Origin of the sequence: Pseudomonas sp. PvP028, assembly GCF_017832255.1 — a bacterium.
In the GTDB taxonomy this organism is placed as follows: domain Bacteria; phylum Pseudomonadota; class Gammaproteobacteria; order Pseudomonadales; family Pseudomonadaceae; genus Aquipseudomonas; species Aquipseudomonas syringae.
The window spans coordinates 1,986,996-2,011,837 of the sequence record NZ_JAFIBL010000001.1 but is presented as its reverse complement, the minus strand read 5'-3'; the positions used below and the strand labels follow the sequence as shown (position 1 = coordinate 2,011,837).

General features: G+C 60.5%; 27 protein-coding genes. 5 read left to right on the top strand and 22 right to left on the bottom strand.

Going from position 1 to position 24,842, the window contains the following annotated elements:
- Positions 1-3 precede the first annotated feature (3 nt).
- The 15 genes from JOE34_RS08930 to JOE34_RS08860 all read right to left on the bottom strand — a co-directional run bounded on the left by JOE34_RS08930 (position 4) and on the right by JOE34_RS08860 (position 11,916).
- A complete protein-coding gene (locus JOE34_RS08930) occupies positions 4-603 on the bottom strand; it encodes a putative phage tail protein (protein WP_003394883.1) in 600 nt (199 codons plus the stop codon).
- A complete protein-coding gene (locus tag JOE34_RS08925; RefSeq protein WP_032662869.1) occupies positions 591-1,631 on the bottom strand; it encodes a baseplate J/gp47 family protein in 1,041 nt (346 codons plus the stop codon). Before JOE34_RS08925 ends, JOE34_RS08930 begins: the two co-directional genes overlap by 13 nt.
- The gene (locus JOE34_RS08920; RefSeq protein ID WP_003394886.1) at positions 1,621-2,019 is read right to left on the bottom strand and encodes a phage GP46 family protein; all 399 of its coding nucleotides are present in this window, start codon (positions 2,017-2,019) and stop codon (positions 1,621-1,623) included. Before JOE34_RS08920 ends, JOE34_RS08925 begins: the two co-directional genes overlap by 11 nt.
- Positions 2,016-2,528, bottom strand: a complete 513-nt coding sequence (locus JOE34_RS08915; protein ID WP_003372720.1) for a phage baseplate assembly protein V — start codon at positions 2,526-2,528, stop codon at positions 2,016-2,018. Before JOE34_RS08915 ends, JOE34_RS08920 begins: the two co-directional genes overlap by 4 nt.
- On the bottom strand, positions 2,525-3,652 hold the full coding sequence (locus tag JOE34_RS08910; RefSeq protein ID WP_103363451.1) for a phage baseplate assembly protein: 1,128 nt from the start codon (positions 3,650-3,652) through the stop codon (positions 2,525-2,527). The genes JOE34_RS08915 and JOE34_RS08910 overlap by 4 nt, the downstream gene beginning before the upstream one ends.
- Positions 3,653-3,655: 3 nt before the next feature.
- Positions 3,656-5,080 (bottom strand): DNA circularization N-terminal domain-containing protein, encoded by a 1,425-nt coding sequence (locus tag JOE34_RS08905; protein WP_024665297.1) that lies wholly within the window; start codon positions 5,078-5,080, stop codon positions 3,656-3,658.
- Positions 5,077-7,236, bottom strand: coding sequence for a phage tail tape measure protein (locus JOE34_RS08900; protein ID WP_209995597.1), 2,160 nt, complete (start codon positions 7,234-7,236; stop codon positions 5,077-5,079). The genes JOE34_RS08905 and JOE34_RS08900 overlap by 4 nt, the downstream gene beginning before the upstream one ends.
- 130 nt (positions 7,237-7,366) lie before the next feature.
- Entirely contained in the window at positions 7,367-7,663 is a 297-nt protein-coding gene (locus JOE34_RS08895) for a phage tail assembly protein (RefSeq protein ID WP_003316280.1), read from the bottom strand.
- On the bottom strand, positions 7,660-8,007 hold the full coding sequence (locus JOE34_RS08890; protein WP_003316279.1) for a phage tail tube protein: 348 nt from the start codon (positions 8,005-8,007) through the stop codon (positions 7,660-7,662). Before JOE34_RS08890 ends, JOE34_RS08895 begins: the two co-directional genes overlap by 4 nt.
- Before the next feature lie 60 nt (positions 8,008-8,067).
- The gene (locus JOE34_RS08885) at positions 8,068-9,564 is read right to left on the bottom strand and encodes a phage tail sheath subtilisin-like domain-containing protein (RefSeq protein WP_003394897.1); all 1,497 of its coding nucleotides are present in this window, start codon (positions 9,562-9,564) and stop codon (positions 8,068-8,070) included.
- Between the two features lie 18 nt (positions 9,565-9,582).
- Positions 9,583-9,771, bottom strand: coding sequence for a DUF2635 domain-containing protein (locus JOE34_RS08880; protein WP_003394899.1), 189 nt, complete (start codon positions 9,769-9,771; stop codon positions 9,583-9,585).
- Positions 9,768-10,358 carry a hypothetical protein gene (locus tag JOE34_RS08875; RefSeq protein WP_003316276.1) on the bottom strand — a complete coding sequence of 197 codons (591 nt, stop codon included), beginning with the start codon at positions 10,356-10,358 and terminating at the stop codon, positions 9,768-9,770. The genes JOE34_RS08880 and JOE34_RS08875 overlap by 4 nt, the downstream gene beginning before the upstream one ends.
- Positions 10,359-10,404: 46 nt before the next feature.
- Positions 10,405-10,743, bottom strand: a complete 339-nt coding sequence (locus tag JOE34_RS08870) for a hypothetical protein (protein ID WP_003394900.1) — start codon at positions 10,741-10,743, stop codon at positions 10,405-10,407.
- Positions 10,724-11,113, bottom strand: a complete 390-nt coding sequence (locus JOE34_RS08865; protein WP_003411734.1) for a hypothetical protein — start codon at positions 11,111-11,113, stop codon at positions 10,724-10,726. The genes JOE34_RS08870 and JOE34_RS08865 overlap by 20 nt, the downstream gene beginning before the upstream one ends.
- Positions 11,114-11,472: 359 nt before the next feature.
- Entirely contained in the window at positions 11,473-11,916 is a 444-nt protein-coding gene (locus JOE34_RS08860) for a hypothetical protein (RefSeq protein ID WP_003422750.1), read from the bottom strand.
- A 189-nt stretch (positions 11,917-12,105) separates the two neighbouring features.
- On the opposite strand from JOE34_RS08860, the gene JOE34_RS08855 reads away from it, so the two are divergent.
- From JOE34_RS08855 to estP, 4 genes are all read left to right on the top strand, one after another.
- Positions 12,106-12,717 carry a LexA family transcriptional regulator gene (locus JOE34_RS08855; RefSeq protein WP_010419550.1) on the top strand — a complete coding sequence of 204 codons (612 nt, stop codon included), beginning with the start codon at positions 12,106-12,108 and terminating at the stop codon, positions 12,715-12,717.
- A 153-nt stretch (positions 12,718-12,870) separates the two neighbouring features.
- A complete protein-coding gene (locus tag JOE34_RS08850) occupies positions 12,871-13,119 on the top strand; it encodes a DUF1654 domain-containing protein (RefSeq protein ID WP_002551908.1) in 249 nt (82 codons plus the stop codon).
- 121 nt (positions 13,120-13,240) lie between these two features.
- Positions 13,241-13,483: a pyocin activator PrtN family protein gene (locus JOE34_RS08845; RefSeq protein ID WP_003316268.1), complete on the top strand. Its 243-nt coding sequence runs from the start codon at positions 13,241-13,243 to the stop codon at positions 13,481-13,483.
- Positions 13,484-13,588: 105 nt separating this feature from the next.
- On the top strand, positions 13,589-15,511 hold the full coding sequence (estP, locus tag JOE34_RS08840; protein ID WP_209995595.1) for an esterase EstP: 1,923 nt from the start codon (positions 13,589-13,591) through the stop codon (positions 15,509-15,511).
- 71 nt (positions 15,512-15,582) lie between these two features.
- Here estP and trpE read toward each other — a convergent pair whose 3' ends face one another.
- The 7 genes from trpE to JOE34_RS08805 all read right to left on the bottom strand — a co-directional run bounded on the left by trpE (position 15,583) and on the right by JOE34_RS08805 (position 23,241).
- On the bottom strand, positions 15,583-17,064 hold the full coding sequence (gene trpE, locus JOE34_RS08835) for an anthranilate synthase component I (protein WP_003422740.1): 1,482 nt from the start codon (positions 17,062-17,064) through the stop codon (positions 15,583-15,585).
- Between the two features lie 70 nt (positions 17,065-17,134).
- A complete protein-coding gene (locus JOE34_RS08830) occupies positions 17,135-17,953 on the bottom strand; it encodes a phosphoglycolate phosphatase (protein ID WP_209995593.1) in 819 nt (272 codons plus the stop codon).
- The gene (gene rpe, locus JOE34_RS08825) at positions 17,950-18,624 is read right to left on the bottom strand and encodes a ribulose-phosphate 3-epimerase (protein ID WP_003394912.1); all 675 of its coding nucleotides are present in this window, start codon (positions 18,622-18,624) and stop codon (positions 17,950-17,952) included. The genes JOE34_RS08830 and rpe overlap by 4 nt, the downstream gene beginning before the upstream one ends.
- Positions 18,625-18,841: 217 nt before the next feature.
- Positions 18,842-19,663: an ABC transporter permease gene (locus JOE34_RS08820; RefSeq protein WP_003394916.1), complete on the bottom strand. Its 822-nt coding sequence runs from the start codon at positions 19,661-19,663 to the stop codon at positions 18,842-18,844.
- An 11-nt stretch (positions 19,664-19,674) separates the two neighbouring features.
- Entirely contained in the window at positions 19,675-20,922 is a 1,248-nt protein-coding gene (locus tag JOE34_RS08815) for an ABC transporter permease (RefSeq protein WP_024683310.1), read from the bottom strand.
- Between the two features lie 77 nt (positions 20,923-20,999).
- Entirely contained in the window at positions 21,000-22,034 is a 1,035-nt protein-coding gene (locus JOE34_RS08810; RefSeq protein ID WP_003394920.1) for an ABC transporter substrate-binding protein, read from the bottom strand.
- Between the two features lie 82 nt (positions 22,035-22,116).
- Complete coding sequence (locus JOE34_RS08805) at positions 22,117-23,241, bottom strand: ABC transporter ATP-binding protein (RefSeq protein WP_003394921.1); 1,125 nt, start codon at positions 23,239-23,241, stop codon at positions 22,117-22,119.
- A 543-nt stretch (positions 23,242-23,784) separates the two neighbouring features.
- On the opposite strand from JOE34_RS08805, the gene JOE34_RS08800 reads away from it, so the two are divergent.
- Complete coding sequence (locus tag JOE34_RS08800) at positions 23,785-24,732, top strand: IS110 family transposase (protein ID WP_209995143.1); 948 nt, start codon at positions 23,785-23,787, stop codon at positions 24,730-24,732.
- Positions 24,733-24,842: the final 110 nt, after the last annotated feature.

The window sequence follows — 24,842 nt, the reverse complement described above, 5'->3', positions numbered from 1 at the left end:
TCCTCAGTTGAAGTTTACGAATTCGACGCTGTGCGCCGGTGCTGCTCGACGGATCAAACATTCGATTGCGAGCCCGGGATTCACCCCGAACCGCTCGCCCCAGTAGCTGGCCCCGAAGCGTCGGCCCAGGCGCTGGCGCCCGCCGGTGTTCAGGGTCCACATGAATTGCGCGCTCCAGGTGCCGAAGTGCGCCTGGCCAAAACGCGAACGCCCCATACGGGGCGCTCGGTGTTCGGTCACGGTGGCATCGGGGTAGCCCTGGCTGATGGCAATGTCGATGTAGAACGCCGCGTTCTGCCCTCCTGTCGCCACGAGCCGCTGGCGCACCGACAGGCGCCGGTCTGCGAACAAGGGTTTGAGCCCCAGGCACGGATCAGGCAGGTTCATCACCCGCTCCCAGTCCGGGACCAGTTCGCTGACGGTGGCGGGGTCCATCTCGTTGAGCAGGTCGAACGCGCGGCCATCGATGCGTGCGAACTCGCGGGACAGGCCGGTAATCACCTGCTGCAATTCCGGCACCCGCTCCGGATCCCATGCGGGACCGGGTGGCAACAGCGCCTGCAGTTGTCCGGCGTAGTGTTCGGCGGTTCTTATGACGACCATTGAATACCCCCGAACGTGAGCAACTGGTTGGCCGCAGCAGTAACGTTGGCCACGGGTGAAACCAGCACATGATCGGTTTCGCCCGTCGCGCGGCTGATGGCCTCGGCGATGTGCGTGAGCAACAGGGTTTCGCCCAGTCCGCCCTCACGGTTGTGCAGGTCAAGCAACTGCGCCTCGACCGCCGCCCGCACGGCGGAGGTATCCGGGGTGAGCCGGATGGTGTAGACCACCGGTTTCTGCACCGGTGCCAGCACATACACATCAGCCGTGACCGGACGCAGCGGCTCGATATACGCCGCGACCGCAGCGAGCTGCTCGGCGTCAGGAATGGGATCGGCCTGGTCGTCACGCATGAAGAACACCGCCACAGTCCCTGGCCCCATGAACCGGCGCACACACCAGGCGCGCGTCACGCCCGGCACTTCCAGCGCCCAGGTCACGTAATCATCCTGATTGCCGCCATGCGGGATGACCCGGTAGGAACGCACGACACGTGCACGCAACGACTCGATACTTTCCTGCGAGATGCCGCCGGAAAGTCCGTCGGCAATGACGGTGAAGGTGCTGTCGATACCTTCGACGGGTTGCACGGCAGTCATCACCAGACCGGCATCCGCATTACCCAGAACACCGGCATCCACCGCTTCGACCGTGGTCGTGTTATTGCCCGCAACCGTGGTGACGCCTTTGGTGACGCGGTAGAAGCGTCCGTCACTGAACTGCAGCACAGTGTCCGCATCCAGCACCGCACCGACTGCTGCGCTGAAGCGCACCGTGCCGGTGGCGGCCTGTGCCACCTTGCGCGGCTGCCTCAGGCGCAGGATGGCTTGCCGCTCGAGGGTTTCCTCGTCGGCGGTGTCCGGCAGAATCTGGTCGGCGATCCAGTCCTGATAGCCGTACAGCCCGTAGGCCGCGCCGCTGTGCGCGCGGGACAATACCCGAGCATCGGACTGACGCAGCGCTTCGTCGGCGAGGTCGACCTGGGTTCGGTTGATCAGCGCCGGTAACGTAGGTGTTTCAAACGGCATAAATCACCTGCCACTGTTCAGAAGGGTTGAAACGCACGAGCTGACCGTCCGAGACGACCAGCTCGACGCCCAGGTTCAGGCGGTTGCTCTGAACCTGTTCGGTAAGGATGTTGATGTGCTTGACCTGGCCATCTTCGATCAGCCAGTCGAGCGCTTCCCGGGCATAGAACTCGGCATCGCGCTGGGTCTGGGCAGTCAGCCTGACCCGGCGCAGCAGCCACAGCCTGGAACCGATGCGGTCATTGGCCTGTGCCGGGTAGGTGTCGCCCCACCAGCCATAGCGCTCGGCATCGTCGAACGGGTCGTCCGCTTCGGCACGCCGCCAGGTGAACAGGCTGATGACCACCGAGCGCAGCAAGGACGCCTGCAGAGAACCTTCAATGATCATCCGGCACCTCCAACGGGCGGCCCGCTCTGGCCATTACCGCCCTGCACATTGCCGTGCAGATGGCTGATCTGGCTGATGCCCGCGGCAAGCTGGTCGCCCTGGGAGACGATCTTTCCGGTCTGGGTGATCTGTGGAGTGTCGAAGTTCACGGCCACCGTAGCCTTGATGTTCAAGGTGTCGGTTTCGATGTCGATGACCTTGCCGCGCTTGAGGTGAATCTTGTCGCCCTCGTCGGTATAGATCGCCACTTCGCCGGACTCCAGACCCTTGAGGCGATAGCGCCGGTCGGCCACCACCAGCAGCAGACCGTGCGACCGGTCGCCACCAATGAAGGCGGCAATGCCCTCGGCGCCGGCCAGCGGGTTGCTGGTGAAGCCGTAGGGTTCGAAGTGCTCCATGTCGTCCTTGACCTCTCCGGCGGTGAGGCGCATTTGCAGCGCCTGCATTTTGCTGCTGGCCCTGGCGAGCACCACCGTGCCGCGCACCAGCATGCGATTGAGTAAGCTCATGAGGTTGTTTCCTCGTCGATGGGCAGCAGCCAGGAGTAAGCATCCTGATTGACCTGGACCTTGCTGCGCTTGTTGGGGTCACCTGGCTCGGCCTGGAAACCTTCAGGCGGACCGACCACCAGTGTGGTGATCGTGCCTTGGTCGCTCAGCGAGTAGGTCACGGCTGAAATCAGCATGTTGCGGCTCGTGAAACCGATGACCGGATCGATCACCCGGACCATGGTGTTGTGCCGCCAGAGCGCCCCGTTGGACTGCCGCCAACCCTGGACCTTGTAGGTGGTGAGCAGCGCCTTGCCGGCCCGCTGACCGCGCTCCCAATTGGCGCGACTCAGGGCGAGCTTGGGTGTGATCGGCGCATCCTCATGAACGACCAGTACGCGAAGACGCTTTTTATGCGCGGGGTCGTCATGCCGGTCATCCGTGACTTCTGCCGAGACCTCCGACGACTCCTTGCCGAACGTCTGGTCATTACCAGTCTGTTGACCGATGACCCGGTACTCGGAAAAAAGCCCGGAAAAGTCCCGCGCGATGACGGCGCTCAACACATTCTTGCCGAGTTCGAGCGCGTCTGCGCTCTGCCCGCGACTACCCGGCCTGGCCAGCACCACATTGCCATATTCGTCATCGGTGGAAAAAATCCGGAACAGGGTCAGCAACCGGTCAATGGACTTGAACACGGTTTCGGCAGGCTCGATGGTGTGATCGGCCATCTTCGAGGTTTCCGGTATTTCGCTGATCACCGACAAACCATAAGGAGCAGCCAGCGCTTCAACGATCTTCAGCACCCCCACCTCCTTCCACTGACTCGGTTTGTTGATGGCCGAGCAGTCGATGAGGTCGGCGGTTTTCGAGCGTCCGGAAATCTTTAGCGTGACTTGCTTGCCGTCATAGCTGATCGGCGCGGCAAACACCCAACCGGTCAGAATCAACTCGCCGCCGATACGCACCTCGCACGCTGCGCCGGGCGTGATCGGATGCGAGATTTCAGTGCCCGGCCACTGCCAGGTAATGCTCACTTCAAAGCTGCGCGCCTGACGCTCGATCCCGGCAGAGATTTCCACCGACTTCCAGCCGGCATAGTCGTGCTGGTCAACGGTCAGGGTGACAATGTTAGGGTCAATCATGGGTCACTCCTGAGCAATCTTCAGCATGCCGGGCGGCACGAACCCCGGGTGGGCCAGCCGATTGCGCTGCACCATTTCCTGCGCCCGGCTGGCGTCACCGAATCGGCGATAGGCCAGCACCAGCGCGGGCAAAGGCTCGGAGACCTTCATGTCCACCAGACGTACGCCGGAAGCCGCCACCGCGTTGAGGTGCCTGATCAAGGCCTGACGCAACGTGTTGAGCGCCAGGTAATGTTCGGGATCGGCTTTCAACGACGCTTCCCAGATCGCCGAACTCAGCGTGTCACGTAGCTCGATGACGTCATCGGCAACCGGCACATCGACGCGTTGCAGCGCTTGCGTCACTTGCTGATCCAGCGATGGCACCACCGTGAGCGGCGTGACGGTCGTCGCAACCGGCATGCTCGCGACGATTTTCGCCACCTTGACCAACAAAGCATCCTGAACCAGATTGGCCGCGGCCTGAGCCGTCACGCCGGTGTCCAGCCCGCTGCTCTGACTGACCAGATTGATGCCGGACACCGCTTCCGCCTGTTGCGTGGCCTCGGAAATCACCGACCGGTAATCGACCGTTTCAACAGATGACACGCCGCCATTGCTGCCGGACCTTGCTGCCGCGCTGCTCGCAGCGGTGCCGTTACTGCCACTCGCGGAACCGCTGCCTGAGCCGCCCCCTGTCGAGCTGCCGGAACCTGACCCGGCATTCGTTCCAGTACTCGCCCCGCCAATACTGCTGGTGCCGTTCGCTCTTCTGGCTCGACGGCTGTCGCCGTCGAAACTGGCGAAGAACGTGGTAAACAGCGTGCTGACCGTCAACGGCGCATTGACCAGCGAATGCACCAGCGCGGTGACATCCGAATAGATCGTCATGAACGGTGTGAACTGCCGCTGAATGGTCGCGAACACACCCGACAGGGCGCTGCGCAGCGCCTGAATATTGATACGCACCGCGTCCACTGTGGCCATCACCGAGCGGTAGCGCCTGAGCGCCGAGTCCAGCAGGCTCTCGGACGCGCCCAGCAACTGCCGTCGCGTATTGAGGGTCGACACGGGGAACTTGAGCGGGTTGGCCGGATAGAATTTCAGGTCCAGCCGGACGAGCCCGCCTTCGCTCAGGTTGTGTGTGACTCCACATTCGCCGACCTGGACCTGCACGCGACCCAGCCAGGGATGCACCAGCTCGCCGGCACCTTCCTGCTCCAGTGCCTGCAGCAGTCTGTCTCGCTGTTCGAAACAGTCGGGACCGACAATGAACCCCGTCAGCGTATGCACTTTCGACTGTTTGCCCAGCGACTCGAAATAAGGCTCGTCGCGTTGTGGAAACTCATGCAACTGCCCTTTGCGGCCTGCCGGGACGACGGCTTTTTCAATGAAAAAACCGACGCCCCGGAAAGACGCTGGCAGCAGGCTGTCACGCCATGTACTCATGATCCGGCTCCTGCGCCGAGGGTTCGATAACCGACGTTTGGCGATATCGTCAAACCCGGCTGGTTGGTTTGCACTTGCCCGGCACGCATGCCCGGTGGCGCGTTTTCAAAGCGAATGTTGAGCTCGCCCTCAAGTCGCGGGCCGGCACCGGCTGCGCCCTGTTGCAACAACAGGCTGCCGGGCGCCAACGGCGTGGGTACGCCAAGCAATTGGCTGGTCGAGGGCACGCCAGTGGCCTGATTGAGCAACTGCTGATTCGTGCGAACGTTCTCGACGGCACCGGCCGCCAGAAACGCCCCGGTCCCGCCGCCTGGCCCTGCGTTACGTATCCGCTGTTCTTCCGCGAACTGATTGGCCTTCTCGGTCGCCCGCTGCAGGACGGTCTTATTCGTGTCGCCACCAAACCAGCTCATGATCGGCTCGATGAATGGCTTGATGTCCGCCCACAGACCTGCGAACCAGGTTTTGATCGGCTGCCAGTTCTCGATGACCATGCCCAGCGGCGAAAAACTGAACAGCGTTGCCAGCACATCGGTAAACGGCTGCGCCTCGGCCTTGATGGTTTCCCACAGGCCGGCCAGGTACTCGGACAACGGCTGCCAGTTGACCACGACCATGCCCAGCGGCGACCACGCAAATAGCGTTTGCAGAAAATCGAAAACCGGCGTGGCCAGCGCCCTGATCACGTCCCACAGCGCAGCAAAGAATTCGGTCAGTGGCTGCCAGTTGGCTGCGATCATGCCCAGCGGCGTCCAGGCGAAGACCGCCTTGAGCACGTCCCACAGCGCCATCACCGGTCCGCGAATCGCCTCCCAGACCGCCTGGAAATAAGGTGCGACGGTCGACCAGTTGGCGATCAGAAAAACTGCCGCCAGCGCGAGGCCGCGCACGATCAAGGCCAGCGGTGACAGGCCCATCACCGCGCTAAGTACGCTCATGGCGGTCGTCGCGGTCATGACCGCAACTTGCAATACACCGAACGCAATCGCGGCGCCCACGACGCCCTTGATCACCTCTGGATGTTCGGCCGCCAGCGCGGCGACCTGAGAAATCATCGGCCCGATCACGGCCATTGCGTCGTTCATCGCCGGCAGGAACATACTGCCGATATTGATGCCCAGACGATCCACACGGTTGGTCATCTCTTTGATGGCAGTGGCCGTGGTCTGGGAGTTGTCTGCGAACTCCTTCTCGATGGAGCCGCTGTTTTGCACGCCCTCCCCGACCTTGGCCAGGTTGGACCTGAGCACATCGAGGTGGGCCAGCAGCGGCGTGATCGCGCCCAGCGATTCGGCACCGAACAGCTGCGTGATGACGTCAGACTGTTTGCCGGGATCAACACTGGAAACCGCCGTCAGAACCTTTTCAATGGTCCCGGACGGGTCGCTCTGCATGCCTTGGGTCAGTTGATTGACGTCGAGCTGCAACGCCTCGAACGCCCCGGCTTTCGCCGCGCCCCCTTCGGTCAACGACTGCATGAAACGCTTCATGCCGCTGGCGGCCACATCGGCCGGCACATCGACGCTGGCCAGGGTCGCGCCCATGGCCGCCAGTTGCCCGGAGGCCATCCCCGCAACCGGCCCGAGCGGGCCCATTGCAGTCACCATGGTGGCGATTTTCTTTTCCAGATTGTTGCCGCCGAGCACGTTGATCTTCTCGGACAACGCCGCGACCTGCGGCTGAGTCATCTGAAACGATGATCGCCAAGAAGCCATCATGTCGCCCGACTCGGCCGCTGTCTGATCGAATGCGACGCCCATTTTCACGGCGTCGCTGGCAAACCCGGTCAGTTCTTCGCGCGGTACATTGGCCTTGGCACCCGCGGCGACAATCGCAGCGATACCGTTGGCGCTTTCCGGCAGTCGTTCACTGAGGTCCAGAATGTCGGAACTCATCTGCTGGAACTGTTGCGGTGTTTCAAAGGTGACCGATCGTTTCACGCCGGCCATGCTTGTCTCAAAACCGATCGCTGCCTTTACCCCGGCAATCAAGGGCTCTGCCAAAGCATTGCCCTTGATCATCTCGCCCACTTCGACGTTCCCAAGACCAGAGCCTTCAAGCCTGGTCTCGAAGCCTTCAACGTTGTTGCGGATGGTTGCCAGCGTTGGAGACAGCTTGTCGACGCCAGTAATCAGCGTCTTGATAGTGTCTGCCATCACTCCCCCTGCAGGATCTGGTTGATGCGTTGCGTCTGCAAGATCGACTCGGTGATGACGTCCAGCTCCCTGGACATCACCAGTTCGGGATCGGTCTTCCAGAAGTACGCGAGGTCGTAAACGACGGCGATCAGTCCTTCGAGGTTGCTGATGCCGCTGCCATGAAAAAACTCGCAACCTTCCAGCTCAACGTATTGATGTCGCACAGGTCCATCTGATTGACCGACGAGGGCGGGATGCCGGCGCAGACGGCGATGTATTTCGCCGCCACGTCCAGATCCAGAGAAACTTCCTCGTTCTTGTCGATCCTGTACGGCAGGGCCTTGATGGCCCGCGCTTCCTGCGCAGTAGGACGCCGGAATGTCAGTTGCGAAAGGGTTTCGCCGTGCGCTTCGATCGGGCTGGCCAGGTCGATGACTTCACTCATTGCCAGCTCCCCTGATTGCCGTCGAATTGCAGTTCGATGGTGCCGTCGTCAGCCTTGCTGCTCGGCTCATCGACCAGGTAGGCGCCGGACAGGACGTAGGTCTTGCCGTTCTTGAACTCACAGGTGATGGTCATATCCACACCGGTAGTGAGCAGCTTGAGCGGCAGATCCGCGGTATGCACGGCGGTGAATTTCAACCAGGCGGCCTTTTCGGTTTCCTTGTAGTAACCAGGCACGACCGTCTCGCGCTTGATGTTCATCAGAGGCGCTTCGCCGCCGCCGCTGATGGTCAATTGGGTGCCATCCACTTTGATGTAGCAGGTACCCGCAACTTTCTGACCCATGTTGTATATCTCCAGAATGAAAAAACCCGCACGAGGCGGGCTTGAAAGGGTTGGTTAGGCTTATGCCGCTTCGTCGTACTGCAAGCGGAACTGGTTGAGCAGCGCGAACACGCGCAGGCCGTTGATGTAGTCAGGTGGGAACATCACGTTCACGCGGCTTGGGTCATTGCCGTCACGCTCGACGATCAGGTGCTGGGCGAACGTTTCGGCGTTCTCCACATGACCCTCTTCTTCAAGACGTGCGTACTGCGCAATCAACTCGCCACGGATGGTGCTCGGCGTGATGATCGGCTGGCCGGCACCGAAGCGCGTGCCATCGTTGGCCAGCTTGTGGCGGCCGTACTTGCTGGTGATGATGCCTTGCAGACGACGGATGATGAACGCCGACTGGTGCATGGTTTCGCTGTCCAGGTACGAGTTGTCAGCCTGGCCGTAAGCGTTCTTCTGGTAAGTGGTGATCGAACGCTGAATGCGCACGTAACCGCCTTCGTAGTACGCCGTGGCGATGCCGTAACGCAGCAGCGACTCACGCTCGGTCAGGGTGAAACGCTGACTGGCCGGCGCCGGATCGATACCGGGCATGGTGCCGCTCTGAGTCGGACGGCTGGCGTCGGCAGAAATGAACACCGCCGTGCGCGCAGCCAGTGCAGCGGCCTGCAGCCAGACCGGTTGCGGAACACCGTTTTCGACACCCTGCAGGGTGATGTGCTGATCGTTGCGCAGTTGACCTGCGGCCACCAGCGTACCGACCGTGCCGCGCTTGGCGCTGTAAACGTGACCGTACAGCTGACGCGCCCAGCTCCAGCGACCAGTGCTGTCGTCCATTGCCGCCTTCCAGGCATCCAGCGTAGAAGTGTCGGTCCAAGGCATGCAGATGAACTCGAACGGCTCATCGCCCAGCGCAGCCAGTGCCTTGAGCTGATCAGGCGTACCCACGCCACCAGTCATGGCGGTGACTGCAGCCGTCAGGCCGGCAGGAATGACTTCGCCATTAGTCTTGCCCTGGCGATTGAATTCCAGCTGGATGTCATTACCGCTTGCCCCGCTCCATTTGCAGGAAAGGGTCAGCACACCCGCTTCGACAGCCGCGGTGATCGGCAGGTCAGGCGTGGCATTGATCTTCACCGACAGGGCCGTGGCCGCCTGGGCAGCGGTTGCACCATTAACGACAGTGGCCTGCACTCGCATGCCGCCGACATACAGGTTCAGCAGACCGGCTTCGGTCGCCGCCCCGGTGAGGGTGACTTTCGCGCCGGCCTTGGCGCCTTCGGTATTGAGCAGCGGCAGGCACCAGACTTCGCCGGTGGGGTCCGCCTTGCGCCAGGTTTCATACATGGCGGCCAGCATGGAGCCCTGACCGCCGATGTTTTTCGCCAGCGCCACGCTTGGCACCAGCACCAGAGAACCCAGTTCGGGGCCGGACACATCGTCGTTGACCTGCGCAACGATCAGTCGACGCATGCTGGCCGACGCGCTGTTGGCGGCCGAGTTGTCCATCTCCGCATAAAACAGCGGAACGCGAACATCGGATGGAATGTTGTTAAAGCTGATAGCCATTGTTTGGCTTCCTCTTGGTTAAGCCGTGAAGGCTTGATGGGTGGTGGTGGATTGCTCGGTTTTAATGGTGATGTCGCCGTCGTTCTGACGACGCTGCCACCAGGCGTTGAAGGTCACCTGCCGGCCTTCGACGGGCAGCAAATCGCCCGCCTCCGGATCCGGCACAGTGCGGCCCTCGGCCGGTACTACAGTGATGCGTTGAGTCATGGGGTTACCTCTGCTGTGAACTTCGCTTCGATACGGCCATCAGGGCCGGGGGACTTCAGGTTCGGATCTGCGGGGTCAACGCAGTCCATCTCAATGGTGGCGCCGGTAAACCCGGGCAAACCATCCAGATACGCTTCGTGCCAGGTCTCGGCAGGCTGATCGGAGGTGTTGCGGCCCAGTTGAAACTGCGCTGCAAAGCCGAATCGATACGTCACCCGGTCGCCGCTGATCTGCACCAGCGCGCCACCGGTGTACTGCATCGCGTCGTAATCGTGATCCGGGTTCCAGCCCACCAGTGCACGCCACAGTTCGGCGCGCAGGGCATGCAGTTGCTCGCTGGCTTCCTGCCCGCGCTTGTCACCGCCATCGAGCACCACCACGACATCGATCGTGTCGGTGATGCTCTGGCGGATAACGTTCTGCAAATCGTTGGCGGTGGACTGATCGCCAGTGGCAATCACGTACGCCGACGGGTGAGCGAGCTGATCGCCGAGGGCGACCGCAGCCCAGTCGATACCGGCACTGATTCGCCCGGCAAAGCTGGGGCAGGTCGCCTGCAAATGGGCAACTATCGGGGTTATCTTCATGAGGGGTTCCGCGTGTGTTGAAGGTTGATTGCGGCGTGGGAAACGCCTACTGGTTAGCCTTGCACAACGCCTCATCAGCCTTGTCTGCAGCACGGCTGGCCGCGTGAGCGGCCTGATTGGCAATCGATGCAGCACTCTCGACCCTGTCCGCCACCTGGGTAGTGGTTTCGGCCAGCCTGTCCAGGCGCCGGTCGCGCTTGCCCAGTGCTGCGTCGTAGGCATTGCGAACCTCGGCCAGCTGCTGCGTATGCTCGGCATTCGCCGACCACTGCCCGGCCTGAAAACCGAGCATCAGGCAGCCAGCGATCAGCAGCATGGAAATCAGCCAGATTTCCAGGCGCCGCCACCAATGGCGAGCGATGAAATCAATTGCGCATCTGTGCATCGTTTGCACCTCCGAGTTGAGATCGAAGCCGGGCGATTTCGGCGCTTTGCGTGGTGACCTTGTCGGTGAGCTGGACGATGTGGCTGGTGAGGGCTTCAATCTTGCCTTCCATCCGGCCAACCGCGGCAGCGAGCTCGTTGCGCTCTTTGGCGAACTGGTCAGCCCGCGCTTCAGCTTCCTTGCGCGCCTGGCGCTCGGAGTCGAGCAGCTCATTGAGACGGCGAACCGTGCCGATGTCCGCGTTGTCCATCGCCCGGTCTGTTGCATCTCTGGAAAGAAACTTGCGCAGCCATAAAAAGCCGCCAAGCAGAATTGTGCCCGTGCCGCCCAGCCAGGTAGCTGTGCCTGGGCCTAGGTCGGTTGGGTCCATGGGTACTCCGGAAATAAAAAAGACCGCACTGAGGCGGCCGGGCTGAACACATTTAACAATGCTGCGTCGGGCAGGCTTGCGCAGGCACCTGATCTGGACGTTGACCGGATCTTAAAAAACAAACCCCGCCGAGGCGGGGTTTGAGGTGGGTCGCGAGTGACCGGTTGTGGCTGTTGATCAGCCTGTTTCCGGCTGCTGCCCTGAGGCGCAAATCGCATATCGTGGGACCTTTTTACCCCCCTCCGGAAAGCCTGGGAAGGGGCAGTTTCGGGGTGGGTCGAGTTTGACCGGAGTTCAACACGAGTTCGGCCACAGCTGTGCAATCGACCCGGATAAACGGCGTGACACCGTGTCTTCATTCACCCTTGTGCAGCTTTGTCGGCGACGGCGTTGTTGCTTCTGGAAGCGCTGCGCTCAGCGAGAATCGCCAGCACTTGCTGGTGAAGCTTGTTGATCCAGTTGCGATAGGTGCGATCTGCGCCTTCATTAATGCCTACCAGGCGCATCTGCTCGCGCACTGGCAACGACTCGACATAACGCAATGTCGCCAGCTGGGCCAGTTCAGGCCCGCGGCTCTTTGCCGGGCTGCGTGACAGCTGCGCAATGGCCGCTTCCACTTCGCTGCTTATATAGTCCAGACCGCTGCCATTGCCCACCAGCGCGCGCGAGCCGGGTGTGCGACGCGGAATGTACGCGCCCCATTCCATGATCCCCGCCATCGGGCTGCTCAGTCCGCCGCCCAGGCCGATGCGCATGCGCTGTTCACCCCAGTGCTGCATCACGGCTTCTATTTTCTCGATCATCGTGTCTCTCCTGTAGGACCTTTCCGAAACGCTGCGCAGCGTCTTTCGCTGCACAGAACCAAGGCCTTACAATACATTCTGTATTTTTATGACACAACGAAGCATTACATTATGTATATTGCTCAACACCCTACAGCCTGTATGATTCGACGCATGAACAGAAAATGGTATGAAGTCGCAAGACAGGTCATGGAAACCCAAGAAATCAGCCAGGAAGAGATGGCTGAGCGGATGGGCGTAACGCCCGGCGCGGTAGGGCATTGGCTGAATGGCAAGCGTGAGCCGAAGATCGAGGTCATCAATCGATTTCTGACCGAGCTGGGCCTGCCGATTCTCACCACCTCCATCCCGACCAGCGAACCCGGCATGCACAACGTGGAGCACACGGTGCAGCCTTCGCGTTTCTATCGCTACCCGGTCATCAGCTGGGTCGAGGCCGGTGGCTGGAGTGAAGCCGTCGAGCCCTACCCTGCCGGCTATTCGGACACCTTCGAGATCAGCGACTATAAAGCCAAGGGCAGAGCCTTCTGGCTGGTGGTCCGTGGCGATTCGATGACCGCGCCCGCAGGCCAGAGCATTCCAGAAGGCATGTTGATTCTGGTCGACACCGGAATCGAGCCCACTGCCGGCAAGCTGGTCATCGCCAAACTGCCGGAAAGCAACGAGGCCACGTTCAAAAAACTCGTCGAAGACGCCGGACGCTACTTTCTCAAGCCACTGAACCCCGCCTACCCGACCCTTGCGGTGACCGAGGAGTGCAAACTGATCGGTGTCATCAGGCAGATGACGATGCGTCTCTGACCCCCGGCACGCACCGCCCAAGCCCCGATAATCGGGGCTTTTTCATGCGCCTTGTTTCAGCCCGGGCATGTGTCCATGTAGGAAACATTTGTAGCTTGCGTGAGAAACACCCCTCAATTACTGTATGCACATACAGTAAAAAGGAGTTCACTCATGCTCAAGCAGTTCCCCGACACCTCGCAACATGACGCTTACTTGGCCTTGGCACAGCGTATTCAGGACGCTATCACCAGTGACAAGGCCCAGATCGAGCATCAGGTCCTGCTGATCAGGGAGCCTGGCGAGTCGGTGGCTCACTGGGAGCGCATCATGGATCAGATAAGCGAGGCCGAAGGCATCAGCGTGACCCGCAACCCGGAAAACGGCACGGCTCGTGTGTCCTGGTACATCGATTCCCTGTGAGAAGGACGATACAAATTGTATTTAAAATACAAACTGTATTGTCACGAAGCGCTACATATCGTATTGTTTGTCTGCACCCCATCTCGGGAGTACTCACATGCAAACCACAGGGAGTCATGGAATGAACGAAATACTGGATCAACTTCGCAAAGAATTCGCCACGCCGTGCCCTTCGCTGAGCGCCGTCAGAGAGCGTTATTTTTCGCACCTGTCGAACGACAGGAATCTGCTGCGCAAGATCAACGCAGGGCGCATCGACTTGAAGGTCAGCCGTACAGGCGGCAGTCGTCAGGGCCACCCCTTCGTGTATCTGCACGACCTGGCCAACTACCTGAGCGCCATCGTGACCAACAGGGCCGCCTGAGGTCAAAAAAGCACCGCCGCAGCGCGATAATGTTCATCGAACTTTGCAGTCATGAAAAATCTTGCTACGTTTCCGGTACAAAATAAAAACAATCGGGATCCTTTCATGACCAAGACATCGAGGCGCTGGCCCTTCGCGGCCTGCCTGTTATCGCTTGCCTGCGGCACCGCTGCCGCTGCGCCCTATTCAACCATGGTGGTGTTCGGTGACAGCCTGGCCGATGCCGGGCAGTTTCCCGACACCGCAGGGCCCAGGGGCTCCACGCTCAGGTTCACCAATCGTGTCGGCCCCACTTATCAGGACGGCAGCGGCGAAGCGTTCAACCTGAACTCGTCGACGCTGATCGGCAGGATGCTCGGTGTGCCGGCAGGAGATCTGGCGGCCTCGACGTCGCCGGTCAATGCTGCGCTGGGCACACCCGATGGCAACAACTGGGCAGTCGGCGGCTATCGGACCGACCAGATTCTTGACTCGATCAACTCGCAATCCACCGTCGTCGACCCGAACACGGGCACGCTACTGCGCAGCCGGACCGGTTATCTGCCGGCCAACAGTTTTCGCGCCGACCCCAACGCTCTTTATTACCTGACCGGAGGCGGCAACGACTTCCTGCAGGGTCGTGTGTTGAGTGCCGGCAGCGCCGCGCAAGCTGCCAATCAGTTGGCTGACAGCGCGCAAGCCCTGCAACAGGCCGGTGCGCGCTACATCATGGTCTGGTTACTGCCGGATATCGGTAAAACGCCAGCCTTGAGCGGTTCGCCGCTGGCTTCGGCAACCTCCGCACTCAGCGCGGGCTTCAATCAGCAACTGGTCAGCCGACTGGCACAGATCAATGCCCAGATCATTCCGCTCAATGTTCCGTTGCTGATCAATGAAATCCTCGCTCAACCGGCACGCTTCGGGTTCGATCCCAACGAGAATCTGGTCAGTACCTGTTTCAGCGGCGACAGCTGCCGGGAAAGCACCACCAACGGCAGGTCCAGTGCGACGCCGAATCCGAGCCGGCTGTTCTTCAACGATCGCGTGCACCCGACCGAAGCCGGACAGAGGTTGCTGGCCGACTACGCCTACTCGCTGCTTTCGGCACCCTGGGAAATCTCCCTGCTGCCGGAAATGGCCAATGGCACGCTGCGCATGCATCAGGACGAAATCCGCGCCCAGTGGCTCAGCGACTGGGGCAACTGGCAAGGCGTCGGGCAGTGGCAGAGCATGCTTTCGGCAGGCGGTCAGAAAATGGACTTCGACGCGCAGGACAGCTCGGCTGACGCTGACGGAAGAGGCTATAACCTGACCATCGGCGGCAGCTATCGATTTGCCGAAAACTGGCGCACAGGGGTTGTCGCCGGGGCATATCGCCAGAGTCTTGAGGCAGGGCCACGGGACTCGGACTACAAACTCAATAGCTACATCGCCACTGCGTTCCTGCAGTATCAGGCCAACCACTGGTGGGGTGATCTGTCGGTGTCGGGCGGCAAGCTGGACTACGAAAATGCCGAGCGCAAATTCGCGCTGGGCGTCAGCGAAGGTCAGGAAAAAGGCGATACCGACGGCGAAATGTGGGCTGTCAGTGGCCGAGTCGGTTTCGACATCGCGGGCCCGACCAGCCGCTGGCATCTGTCGCCTTTCGTCAGCGCCGATTACGCGCACATCGATGTCGACGGCTACTCGGAAAAAGGCGACCGCTCGACCGCGCTGACCTTCAGTGACCAGACGCGCAAATCGCGGCGTGCAGGCGTGGGTGTGCAGGGCAAATTCCAGGTGACACCGAGCACACAGGTATGGGGCGAAGTGGCCCATGAAAGGGAGTTCGAGACCGATCAGCAGGAGGTGACCATGGCGCTCAACAGCGTCCAGTCCGTCGGCTTCACGCTGCAAGGCTACACGCCGCAACGCGACCTGAACCGGGCCACGCTGGGTGTCAGCCAGAAGCTGACTCAGGACCTGACACTGCGCGGCAATTACAACTGGCGCAAAAACGACGACGTGACCCAGCAAGGGGTGAATGTTGCGTTGAGTCTGAGTTTCTAGACAGGCTGCTGGACAGCCTCACTATCGTGCGATGCTCTGCGTCCGCTTGAGGACGCAGAGCAGCAGCCTGCTCAGTCCTCGGCAGTTTGCGAGGCCAGGGCTACGGCGCGGAACATGGCGCGGCGTTTGTTCAGGGTTTCTTCCCATTCCAGCACTGGCACGGAGTCGGCGACAATGCCGCCACCGGCCTGTACATGCAACTCACCGTCCTTGATCACCGCCGTGCGGATCGCAATCGCGGTGTCCATGTTGCCGTTCCACGCCATATACCCCACCGCGCCGCCGTAGACGCCACGTTTGACGGGTTCCAGTTCGTCGATGATTTCCATGGCGCGGATCTTCGGCGCACCGGACAAAGTGCCCGCCGGCAGAATTGCGCGCAGCGCGTCCATCGCCGTCAACCCGCTTTTCAACTGGCCTGTAACGTTGGACACAATGTGCATCACGTTGGAATAACGCTCGATGACCATTTTCTCGGTCAGTTTGACCGTGCCAATCTCCGACACCCGACCGGTGTCGTTGCGGCCAAGGTCGATGAGCATCAGGTGTTCGGCGATTTCCTTGTGATCGGAGAGCAGGTCTTCTTCCAGCGCGCGATCCGCCTCTTCGGTGGCGCCGCGAGGACGAGTACCGGCGATCGGACGCACAGTGATCAGATTGTCCTCGACCCGCACCAGCACTTCCGGCGAACTGCCCACCACGTGGAAGTCGCCGAAGTTGAAGAAATACATATAAGGCGTCGGGTTGAAGCAGCGCAGCGCCCGATACAGATCGATGGGCGCGGCGCTGAAATCGATGGACATGCGTTGCGACGGTACAACCTGCATCACGTCGCCGGCGAGGATGTACTGCTTGATCGTATCGACTGCCGCCTCGTAATCGTCCTGGGTAAAGCTGGAACGAAACACCGGGTCGGCCGCCGGCGGCCGGTCCAGATCAAGGCCACGGCGCGGCGTGATCGGCTGACGCAGCTTGTGCATCAGCTCATCGAGCTGCGCAACGCCACTCGCGTAGGCGTCCTGTTGCGCTGGATCGATCAGCACGATGGCGTGCATCTTGCCCGCCAGGTTGTCGAACACCACGACCGCGTCAGACACCATCAACAGGATATCCGGCACGCCCAGCGGGTCAGGGTTCGGGCAGTTGGCCAGACGCTTCTCGACATAGCGCACACAGTCATAGCCAAAGTAGCCCACCAGCCCGCCGTTGAAACGTGGCAGCCCGGCAATGGTCGGCACGTTGTAGCGCGCCTTGAAGGTCTCGACGAAGTCCAGTGGGTCTTCGACATCCAGGCTTTCGATCTCGACGCCATCATGGGTCACGCTGACGTGATGGCCATGCACGCGCATCACGGTGCGGCATGGCAGGCCGATGATCGAATAACGCCCCCACTTCTCGCCGCCCTGAACCGACTCCAGCAGGTAGGAGTTGGGCTGATCGGCAAGCTTGAGGTAGATCGACAGCGGCGTGTCGAAGTCGGCCAGGGTTTCGCGGGCAAGCGGGATGCGGTTGTAGCCTTCGGCAGCCAAACGCAGGAATTCTTCACGGTTCATGAGCAACCTCGTGGTTTGAGGACAAAACGGTCAGGTAGGCAAACGTGCCGGCAGGCCGGCCAGAATCAGGTCAGGCGCGCCAACGCCAGCGGGCCAGGGCCTTGATGACTTTCATCCAGAGTTTGCGAGTGACCACCACGATGGATTCTCTTGAGGAGGGACGTTTGATGTCGGGCAACAGTATCTCAGCGTCCATGTCCAGGCAACCGGGAATCAGTCTGCGCAGATCATCAATCACCATCGCCGGGTTTTCCTCGGCAATCGGCCGCCCATGGTTGTAGCCATAGCTCAGCGCGACGCAGGCCACACCGGCAGCCTTGGCCGCCTGCACGTCAGTGCGCGAGTCGCCGACGAACAGCGATTGCGAGGCTGGCGCACCGGCCATTTTCATCACGAAAAACAGTGCGGCAGGATCGGGCTTTTTCTGCGGCATGGTGTCACCGCCGATGATCCAGCGAAAGAAACGCCCCAGCTTCATCTCGTCCAGCAGCGGCGCGACGAAGCGCTCCGGCTTGTTGGTGATGAGGGCCATTTCGACACCCATTTTCTGCAGCCACTTGAGGGTTTCACGCACGCCGGGATAGACCACGGTGAACTCATGCTTTTGCGCATAAGCGCGCATGAAGATTTCCAGGCCCTGCTCGGCCAGCGCGTCATCGACCCCGCTGTGGTCGAGGTCGTTGGCCAGCGCGCGGCGTACCAGCACCGGAGCACCGTTGCCCACCCAGGACCGCACCGATTCCAGCCCGGCGATCGGACGCCCCAGCTCGGCGAGCATGGTGTCCACCGCCACGGCCAGATCGGGCACCGAGTCCACCAGAGTGCCGTCCAGGTCGAACATGATCAGCTTGGGAAGTTTGCCTGCAAACAGCCGCTCGAAGCCGCTCATGCGCGGGATGACGCCAGTTCTGTGCGCATCTTGTCGATCACTTCGCGGTAGTCCGGCGCATTGAAAATGGCTGAACCGGCAACGAAGGTATCAGCACCTGCCGCTGCGATTTCGCGGATATTATTGACGTTCACGCCGCCGTCGATTTCCAGGCGGATGTCGCGTCCGGAAGCATCGATCAGGGCGCGCGCTTCACGCAGCTTGTTGAGCGTACCGGGGATGAACTTCTGCCCGCCAAAACCTGGGTTGACGCTCATGAGCAGGATCATGTCGACCTTGTCCATGACGTATTCGAGCAGGTTCAACGGCGTGGCCGGGTTGAACACCAGGCCCGCCTTGCACCCGCCCTCGCGGATCAACTGCAGCGAACGGTCGATGTGCTGGGTCGCTTCCGGGTGAAAGGTGATGTAGGTGGCACCGGCCTCGATGAAGTCGCCGATGATGCGATCCACCGGGCTGACCATCAGGTGCACGTCAATCGGCGCAGTGACGCCATATTTGCGCAGCGCGCTGCACACCATCGGACCAATGGTCAGGTTCGGGACGTAGTGATTGTCCATGACATCGAAGTGGACAAAGTCGGCGCCGCTGGACAGCACGTTGTCGACTTCCTCACCCAGACGGGCGAAGTCAGCGGAAAGAATCGATGGGGCAATAACGAAGGGCTGCATGACGCACCTGTTTGAGCAGAATCACGGTGCGCGGATTGTACGCCAAGCTTCGCCCGGAGCGGTAAGCTTCGAGCCTCAAGCCTCAAGCTTCAAGCTTCAAGCTTCAAGCTTCAAGCTTCAAGCTTCAAGCATTTTGATTTGCTTCTGCTTTTAGCTTGTAGCTTGTAGCTTGTAGCTTGTAGCTTGCAGCTTGCAGCTTGCAGCTTGTAGCTTGCAGTCACTGCGCCGTTCTGAGTTTTTCGCTGCGCCCCCTCAGCCACTCCAGCACCAGCAGCAAGACCACCGAAAAGCCGATCAGCAGGGTCGCAGCGGCGGCGATGGTCGGGCTGAGGTTTTCGCGGATACCGCTGAACATCTGCCGAGGCAAGGTCGCCTGTTCCGGTCCGGCGAGGAACAGCGTGACCACCACTTCGTCGAACGAGGTCGCGAAGGCGAACAGCGCGCCGGAAATCACCCCTGGCGCAATCAGTGGCAGGGTCACGCGCCGGAACGCGGTCAGTGGCGATGCGCCGAGGCTGGCGGCCGCACGCACCAGGTTGTGATTGAAGCCCTGCAACGTCGCCGACACGGTGATGATCACGAACGGCACGCCCAGCACCGCATGGACCAGAATCAGCGAGGTGTAACTATTGCCCAGTCCCAGCGGCGCGAAGAACAGGTAGCTGGCGACACCGACGATCACCACCGGCACCACCATCGGCGAAATCACCAGGGCCATGACCAGCGCCTTGCCGGGGAAGTTGCCGCGGGTCAGGCCGATCGCTGCCAGCGTGCCGAAACCCATCGCCAGCAGGGTCGCGGCCGGGGCGACGATCATGCTGTTCTTCAGCGCGCGCATCCACTCGGCGGAGTTGAAGAAGTCCTGATACCACTGCAACGAGAAGCCTTGCAGCGGATAGACCAGAAAGCTGCCGGAGTTGAATGACAGCGGCACGATGACCAGTACCGGGAGCACGAGAAACAGCAGCACCAGGGTGCAGATGATGCGCAAGGCGTAATACCAGAGGCGCTCGATCGGCGATGTGTAAGGGTTCAGCATGGTCACGCTCCTCAGCTCAGACGCAGGCGGCTGGCGCCGACCAGCCAGCTATAAATCAGGTACAGCACGATGGTCGCCAACAGCAGCAGCCCGCCGAGCGCGGTGGCCATGCCCCAGTTGATACTGGTGTTGGTGTAGAACGCGACGAAATAGCTGACCATCTGGTCGTTCGGGCTGCCCAGCAACGCCGGGGTGATGTAGTAGCCGATCGACAGAATGAACACCAGCAGACAGCCTGCCCCGATCCCGGCATAAGTCTGCGGGAAGTACACGCGCCAGAAGCTCGCAAACGGGTGGCAGCCCAGCGAAATCGCAGCGCGCATGTAGGTTGGGGAAATGTTCTTCATCACGCTGTAGATCGGCAGGATCATGAACGGCAGCATGATGTGCACCATCGAGATGTACACGCCGACGCGGTTGAAGACCAGTTCCAGCGGCTTGTCGATGATGCCCATCGCCAGCAACGCACTGTTGATCAGCCCGCTGGACTGCAACAACACGATCCAGGCAGCCACGCGCACCAGAATCGAGGTCCAGAACGGCAGCAACACCAGAATCATCAGCAGGTTGCTCTGCCGCGCAGGCAGGCTGGCCAGCAGGTAGGCCAGCGGATAAGCCAGCACCAGACAGATCGCGGTAATCACCAGGCCCATCCAGAACGTGCGGGCGAAGATGTCCAGATAGATCGCCTGGTCCGGGGTCGCCGGGGCGATTTCGCCGAGGTCGTCGATGCGATGGTCGACCGCCGCCAGCAGGTAATACGGGGTGATGCTGCTGGTATTGCGACGCACCGCCTGCCAATAGGCCGGGTCGCCCCAACGCTCGTCCAGCGCTTCGAGCGCTTCTTTATAAGAGGCAGGCTCGGTCTTGAACGGCAGCGCGCGTGCTGTTTTGCTCAGCAGACTGCGGTATCCGGCCAGTTCGATGTTCAGACGCTTGGACAGATCGCCCAGCGTGGAATTCTTGCGCGTTTCGGCCAGGTCCAGGCTCATTGCCTTGTAGACCGACTCGGGCGGCAGCCCTTTACCATCCCACTTCTGCACTTCGACCACGGTGGTTGGCAGCGCAGTCACGACTTCGGGGTTGCCGACGCTCTTGTACAGCAGCGCAGCGATGGGCACCAGAAACACCAACAGCAGGAAAATCACCAACGGAGCGATCAATGCCTGGGCCTTCCAGCGGTTGACCCGCTCGGCGCGAGCGAGACGTTGCTTCAAGTTGGGGCTGGCGCCTTCAGTCAAGGGCACGGCGATGACCATAGCGAACTCCGGAATCTTTTAACGAGGGGGCGCTCCCCGCTTCAGGGAGCGCCCGGTTCTGACTCAACGCAAACGGATTACTTGGCAGCCCAGGCAGTGAAACGCTGCTCGAGGGATTCGCCGTTGTCGGTCCAGAACGCCACGTCCATCTGCACCTGATCCTTGATGTTCTCAGGCGTGGTCGGCATGTTCTGCAGGGTTTCCTTGTCCAGCAGCTTGACCGCCTGGGTGTTGGCCGGGCCGTAGGCGATATTCTGCGAGTAGGTCTTCTGCTGCTCGGGGCTCAGCATGTAGGCGATGAACTTCTTCGCGGCATCGGCGTTTTTCGAACCCTTCGGGATGGCCCAGGCATCGAAGTCATACACGCCACCGGTCCAGACGACCTTGAGGTTGCTTTCCTTCTGCACGGCGGCGATCCGGCCGTTGTAGGCCGAGCTCATCACCACGTCACCGGACGCGAGGTACTGCGGCGGCTGAGCGCCGGCTTCCCACCACTGAATGTTCGGCTTGAGCTCATCCAGCTTTTTGAACGCGCGGTCCTGGCCGTCTTTGCTGGCCAATACCTTGTAGACGTCTTTCGGCGCAACGCCGTCGGCCATCAGGGCGAATTCCAGGGTGTACTTGGCGCCTTTGCGCAGGCCGCGCTTGCCCGGGAATTTCTTGGTGTCCCAGAAATCGGCCCAGCCGCTGGGTGCAGTGCTGACCTTGTCAGCGTTGTACGCCAGCACGGTGGACCAGACGAAGAAACCGGCACCGCAGGTGGTGATGGCGCCAGGCACGAAGTCAGCGGCATTGCCCAGCTGTTTCGGGTCCAGCTCTTCGAACATATCTTCGTCGCAACCACGCGCCAGTTCCGGCGATTCGACTTCTACCAAGTCCCAGGAAACGCTCTTGGTGTCGACCATGGTTTTGACCTTGGCCATTTCCCCGTTGTACTCACCGGCGATGATCTTGCCGTTGCCAGCCTTTTCCCAAGGCGCGTAGAAGGCTTTTTCCTGAGCGGCCTTGTTGGCACCGCCAAAGGAGATGACGGTCAGGTCGGTGGCTGCCATGGCTTGCGCCGCGCACATCATGCCCAACGTGATGGCGGTGAACTTCAAAGATTTCAACATGTGTTCTTTTCTCCACGAGCAGTGTTGGTAAGCGATTGGGATGGGCGATCAGGTCGCCTCTGTTATTGCTTTTGTCGGTAGATCAATGCACTTGCTGCATGGGGTCGAGCGCCCGGACGTGCTCGACTTGCCAGCCGATGGGCACCACGTCGCCCACGCTCAGGCCGGGGTCCAGTTCGGCAATCGGCTGTTTGACGAAGAAGTCGTTCTTGCCGGCCACTTCCAGACGCACGCGAACGTGGTCGCCCAGATAGATGAACTCGGCCACACGACCGGAAAAACGGTTGGCGCAGCTCTCGCTGCGGCCATTGAGGTTGATGCGTTCGGGACGGATGGACAGGGTCACCGGACCGCCAGGCTGGCCGACGTTGATCGCCAGCGCGTGGACTTTCTCGCCACGCTCGAGTTCGACCACACAGCGATCGCCGTCCTGACTGACCAGACGTCCATTGAGGCGGTTGTTCTCGCCGATGAAGTTGGCGACGAAGGTGTTCTTCGGCTCTTCGTACAGGCTGCGGGGCGGTGCGATCTGCTGGATTTCACCCTGATGGAAGACGGCAACCCGGTCGGACATGGTCAGGGCTTCGCCCTGGTCGTGGGTCACATAGACCACGGTTACGCCCAGGCGCTGGTGCAGGTGCTTGATCTCCATCTGCATGTGTTCGCGCAGCTGCTTGTCGAGGGCGCCGAGCGGCTCATCCATCAACACCAGTTGGGGTTCGAAGACCAGCGCGCGTGCCAGCGCCACGCGCTGCTGCTGGCCACCGGACAGCTGCGCCGGGTAGCGATGCGCAAAGGTGTCGAGCTGAACCATGCCCAGTGCCTTTTTGACCTTCTCGCCGACGTCGGTCTTGCTCATGCCACGCACCGATAACGGGAACGCCAGGTTCTCGGCCACGGTCATGTGCGGAAACAAGGCGTAGTTCTGGAACACCATGCCGATGTCGCGTTTGTGCGGCGGCACGTTATTGATGGCGCGGCCACCGAGGAGGATTTCACCGGCCGTCGGGGTCTCGAAACCGGCCAGCATCATCAGGCTGGTGGTCTTGCCAGAGCCGGAAGGACCGAGCAGGGTCAGGAACTCGCCCTTGCGAATGTCCAGGTTGAGGTCTTTGACGATCAGTGCTTCGCCGTCGTAGCTCTTCTGCACACCACGAAAGCTGACCAGAACATCATTTGCTCCAGCGCTTGTATCGACGTCGCTCATTACCCACACCCTTGTTTTGTCTGCGTGGGCTCAAGCCTAGAGCAGCCCGAAGCCCCCGCAAATCGGGGGCCGGGAGAGAATCGCCTAGGCCGGCTGGAAGGCCAGGGGTAGGGATTGCCCTACAGAGATGGCGCGATTGGATATGTCGGTTCAGGCATCCTTCTCGACGGCGCACTCACGTGGAGCACTCATCGTTATACACAAGTCCTAGAACGCGCAGGATAAAGGGCTTCAAGGCTTCGGCCCGAAGGGCGTAGGAGCGAACTTGTTCGCGAAGACAGTTTTTCAGACGATTCATTTTCGGCGATCATACCGGCCCTCTCGCGAACAAGTTCGCTTGTATGGTAAGACTTGAAGGGAGGAGGAGGGACTTAGTTCGCTTCTGACTGTTCGCGCAGTACAGACCCGTAGGAGATTTCACCCCTCCTCCTTTCACCCAAGCGCCGATAAAGAATGCTTAAGGCTCACAACCTACGATAGAAACAAGCCTGCGCCTCTGGGTGGCCCCTTCAAGTCTGTAAACCTTATCCCCGAGGAGGCGTTATGGCAATGCGGGTTACTCTGGAAAAACCGATCATCGGTGTAGATGTCGCCAAGAATGAGTTGGTGATCTACCACGATCAATATGATCGACTTGAGGCAATCCCCAATACCAAAGTCGCCATCACACAATGGCTGAAGGCCTTGGCGAGCAGCTGCGCCATCGCCATCGAAGCCACTAACGTCTATCACGTCCTGTTCGCGGATGCGGCCCACGAAGCAGGCTGTGACGTTTATATGGTGGATGGCTATCAGCTCAGTCATTACCGTAAAGGCGTCAACATACGCGCCAAAACCGATGCCCAAGATGCTCGTTTGTTGGCCCGATACCTGAAAAACGAGCTTGATGAGTTGCGGCCCTGGATACCTGCGAGCCCGCTTTATCGGCAGCTTCTGAGCCTGTTCCGACGTCGTGCAGCCTTGGTTCAGGCTCGTACTGGCCTGGTGCAAAGCTGGACCAACGAGCCTTTTCTGAGAACAGCGTTCGCCAATCAGGTCAACTCGATGAAACGATTTGAGGCGCTCGTTGAAAAGAAGATTCGCGATGTACTGCAGGAAGCCGGTCTGATGAGGCAGGTCAACCGCTGTATGAAAGTAGAAGGGATCGGCTTTCTGACTGCAGCTCGCTTGGTCACTTCTTTTCAGCGAGGCGAGTTCAGCGGAGCGAACGCCTTTATCGCGTTTCTTGGGCTGGACCTGAAAGTATCCAAATCAGGGCAAAGTGATGGACCTCGTCGATTGACCAAACGCGGCGATCCAGAAGCCCGACGGTTGCTGCACAACGCGGCTATGTCCGGGAGCCGTACGCCGGCCTGGAAGCCTTTTTATGAAGAGCAGAGAAAGCGTGGCTTTAGTACAACTCAAGCGCTGGTCATGCTCTCCCGAAAGTTGGCTCGAGTAGTCTTCGCTCTGTTAAAGAACCAGAGCGAATATCAAACAAAAGTGGCTTGAGGGCTTTGCCAAAACCATAGAATCTCCTACGGCCTTCGGCCAGAATCCAAATCAGACTTGTGTACAACGATGAGCGCTCCAGCGTGGGAATGCAGGTCTCGACGCTCTGC

Excerpts from the sequence above, each read along its gene's own strand:
- JOE34_RS08845 (WP_003316268.1), top strand. The coding sequence starts at position 13,241 with ATGAACGAAATACTGGATCAACTTCGCAAAGAATTCGCCACGCCGTGC.
- rpe (WP_003394912.1), bottom strand. The coding sequence starts at position 18,624 with ATGCAGCCCTTCGTTATTGCCCCATCGATTCTTTCCGCTGACTTCGCC.
- JOE34_RS08890 (WP_003316279.1), bottom strand. The coding sequence starts at position 8,007 with ATGGGTCAGAAAGTTGCGGGTACCTGCTACATCAAAGTGGATGGCACC.
- JOE34_RS08860 (WP_003422750.1), bottom strand. The coding sequence starts at position 11,916 with ATGATCGAGAAAATAGAAGCCGTGATGCAGCACTGGGGTGAACAGCGC.
- JOE34_RS08880 (WP_003394899.1), bottom strand. The coding sequence starts at position 9,771 with ATGACTCAACGCATCACTGTAGTACCGGCCGAGGGCCGCACTGTGCCG.
- JOE34_RS08925 (WP_032662869.1), bottom strand. The coding sequence starts at position 1,631 with ATGCCGTTTGAAACACCTACGTTACCGGCGCTGATCAACCGAACCCAG.
- JOE34_RS08910 (WP_103363451.1), bottom strand. The coding sequence starts at position 3,652 with ATGATTGACCCTAACATTGTCACCCTGACCGTTGACCAGCACGACTAT.
- estP (WP_209995595.1), top strand. The coding sequence starts at position 13,589 with ATGACCAAGACATCGAGGCGCTGGCCCTTCGCGGCCTGCCTGTTATCG.
- JOE34_RS08920 (WP_003394886.1), bottom strand. The coding sequence starts at position 2,019 with ATGATCATTGAAGGTTCTCTGCAGGCGTCCTTGCTGCGCTCGGTGGTC.
- JOE34_RS08830 (WP_209995593.1), bottom strand. The coding sequence starts at position 17,953 with ATGAGCGGCTTCGAGCGGCTGTTTGCAGGCAAACTTCCCAAGCTGATC.
- JOE34_RS08875 (WP_003316276.1), bottom strand. The coding sequence starts at position 10,358 with ATGAAGATAACCCCGATAGTTGCCCATTTGCAGGCGACCTGCCCCAGC.
- JOE34_RS08815 (WP_024683310.1), bottom strand. The coding sequence starts at position 20,922 with ATGGTCATCGCCGTGCCCTTGACTGAAGGCGCCAGCCCCAACTTGAAG.
- JOE34_RS08900 (WP_209995597.1), bottom strand. The coding sequence starts at position 7,236 with ATGGCAGACACTATCAAGACGCTGATTACTGGCGTCGACAAGCTGTCT.
- JOE34_RS08850 (WP_002551908.1), top strand. The coding sequence starts at position 12,871 with ATGCTCAAGCAGTTCCCCGACACCTCGCAACATGACGCTTACTTGGCC.
- JOE34_RS08870 (WP_003394900.1), bottom strand. The coding sequence starts at position 10,743 with ATGCACAGATGCGCAATTGATTTCATCGCTCGCCATTGGTGGCGGCGC.
- JOE34_RS08855 (WP_010419550.1), top strand. The coding sequence starts at position 12,106 with ATGGAAACCCAAGAAATCAGCCAGGAAGAGATGGCTGAGCGGATGGGC.
- JOE34_RS08865 (WP_003411734.1), bottom strand. The coding sequence starts at position 11,113 with ATGGACCCAACCGACCTAGGCCCAGGCACAGCTACCTGGCTGGGCGGC.
- JOE34_RS08930 (WP_003394883.1), bottom strand. The coding sequence starts at position 603 with ATGGTCGTCATAAGAACCGCCGAACACTACGCCGGACAACTGCAGGCG.
- JOE34_RS08810 (WP_003394920.1), bottom strand. The coding sequence starts at position 22,034 with ATGTTGAAATCTTTGAAGTTCACCGCCATCACGTTGGGCATGATGTGC.
- JOE34_RS08885 (WP_003394897.1), bottom strand. The coding sequence starts at position 9,564 with ATGGCTATCAGCTTTAACAACATTCCATCCGATGTTCGCGTTCCGCTG.
- trpE (WP_003422740.1), bottom strand. The coding sequence starts at position 17,064 with ATGAACCGTGAAGAATTCCTGCGTTTGGCTGCCGAAGGCTACAACCGC.
- JOE34_RS08800 (WP_209995143.1), top strand. The coding sequence starts at position 23,785 with ATGGCAATGCGGGTTACTCTGGAAAAACCGATCATCGGTGTAGATGTC.
- JOE34_RS08895 (WP_003316280.1), bottom strand. The coding sequence starts at position 7,663 with ATGAGTGAAGTCATCGACCTGGCCAGCCCGATCGAAGCGCACGGCGAA.
- JOE34_RS08915 (WP_003372720.1), bottom strand. The coding sequence starts at position 2,528 with ATGAGCTTACTCAATCGCATGCTGGTGCGCGGCACGGTGGTGCTCGCC.
- JOE34_RS08805 (WP_003394921.1), bottom strand. The coding sequence starts at position 23,241 with ATGAGCGACGTCGATACAAGCGCTGGAGCAAATGATGTTCTGGTCAGC.
- JOE34_RS08905 (WP_024665297.1), bottom strand. The coding sequence starts at position 5,080 with ATGAGTACATGGCGTGACAGCCTGCTGCCAGCGTCTTTCCGGGGCGTC.
- JOE34_RS08820 (WP_003394916.1), bottom strand. The coding sequence starts at position 19,663 with ATGCTGAACCCTTACACATCGCCGATCGAGCGCCTCTGGTATTACGCC.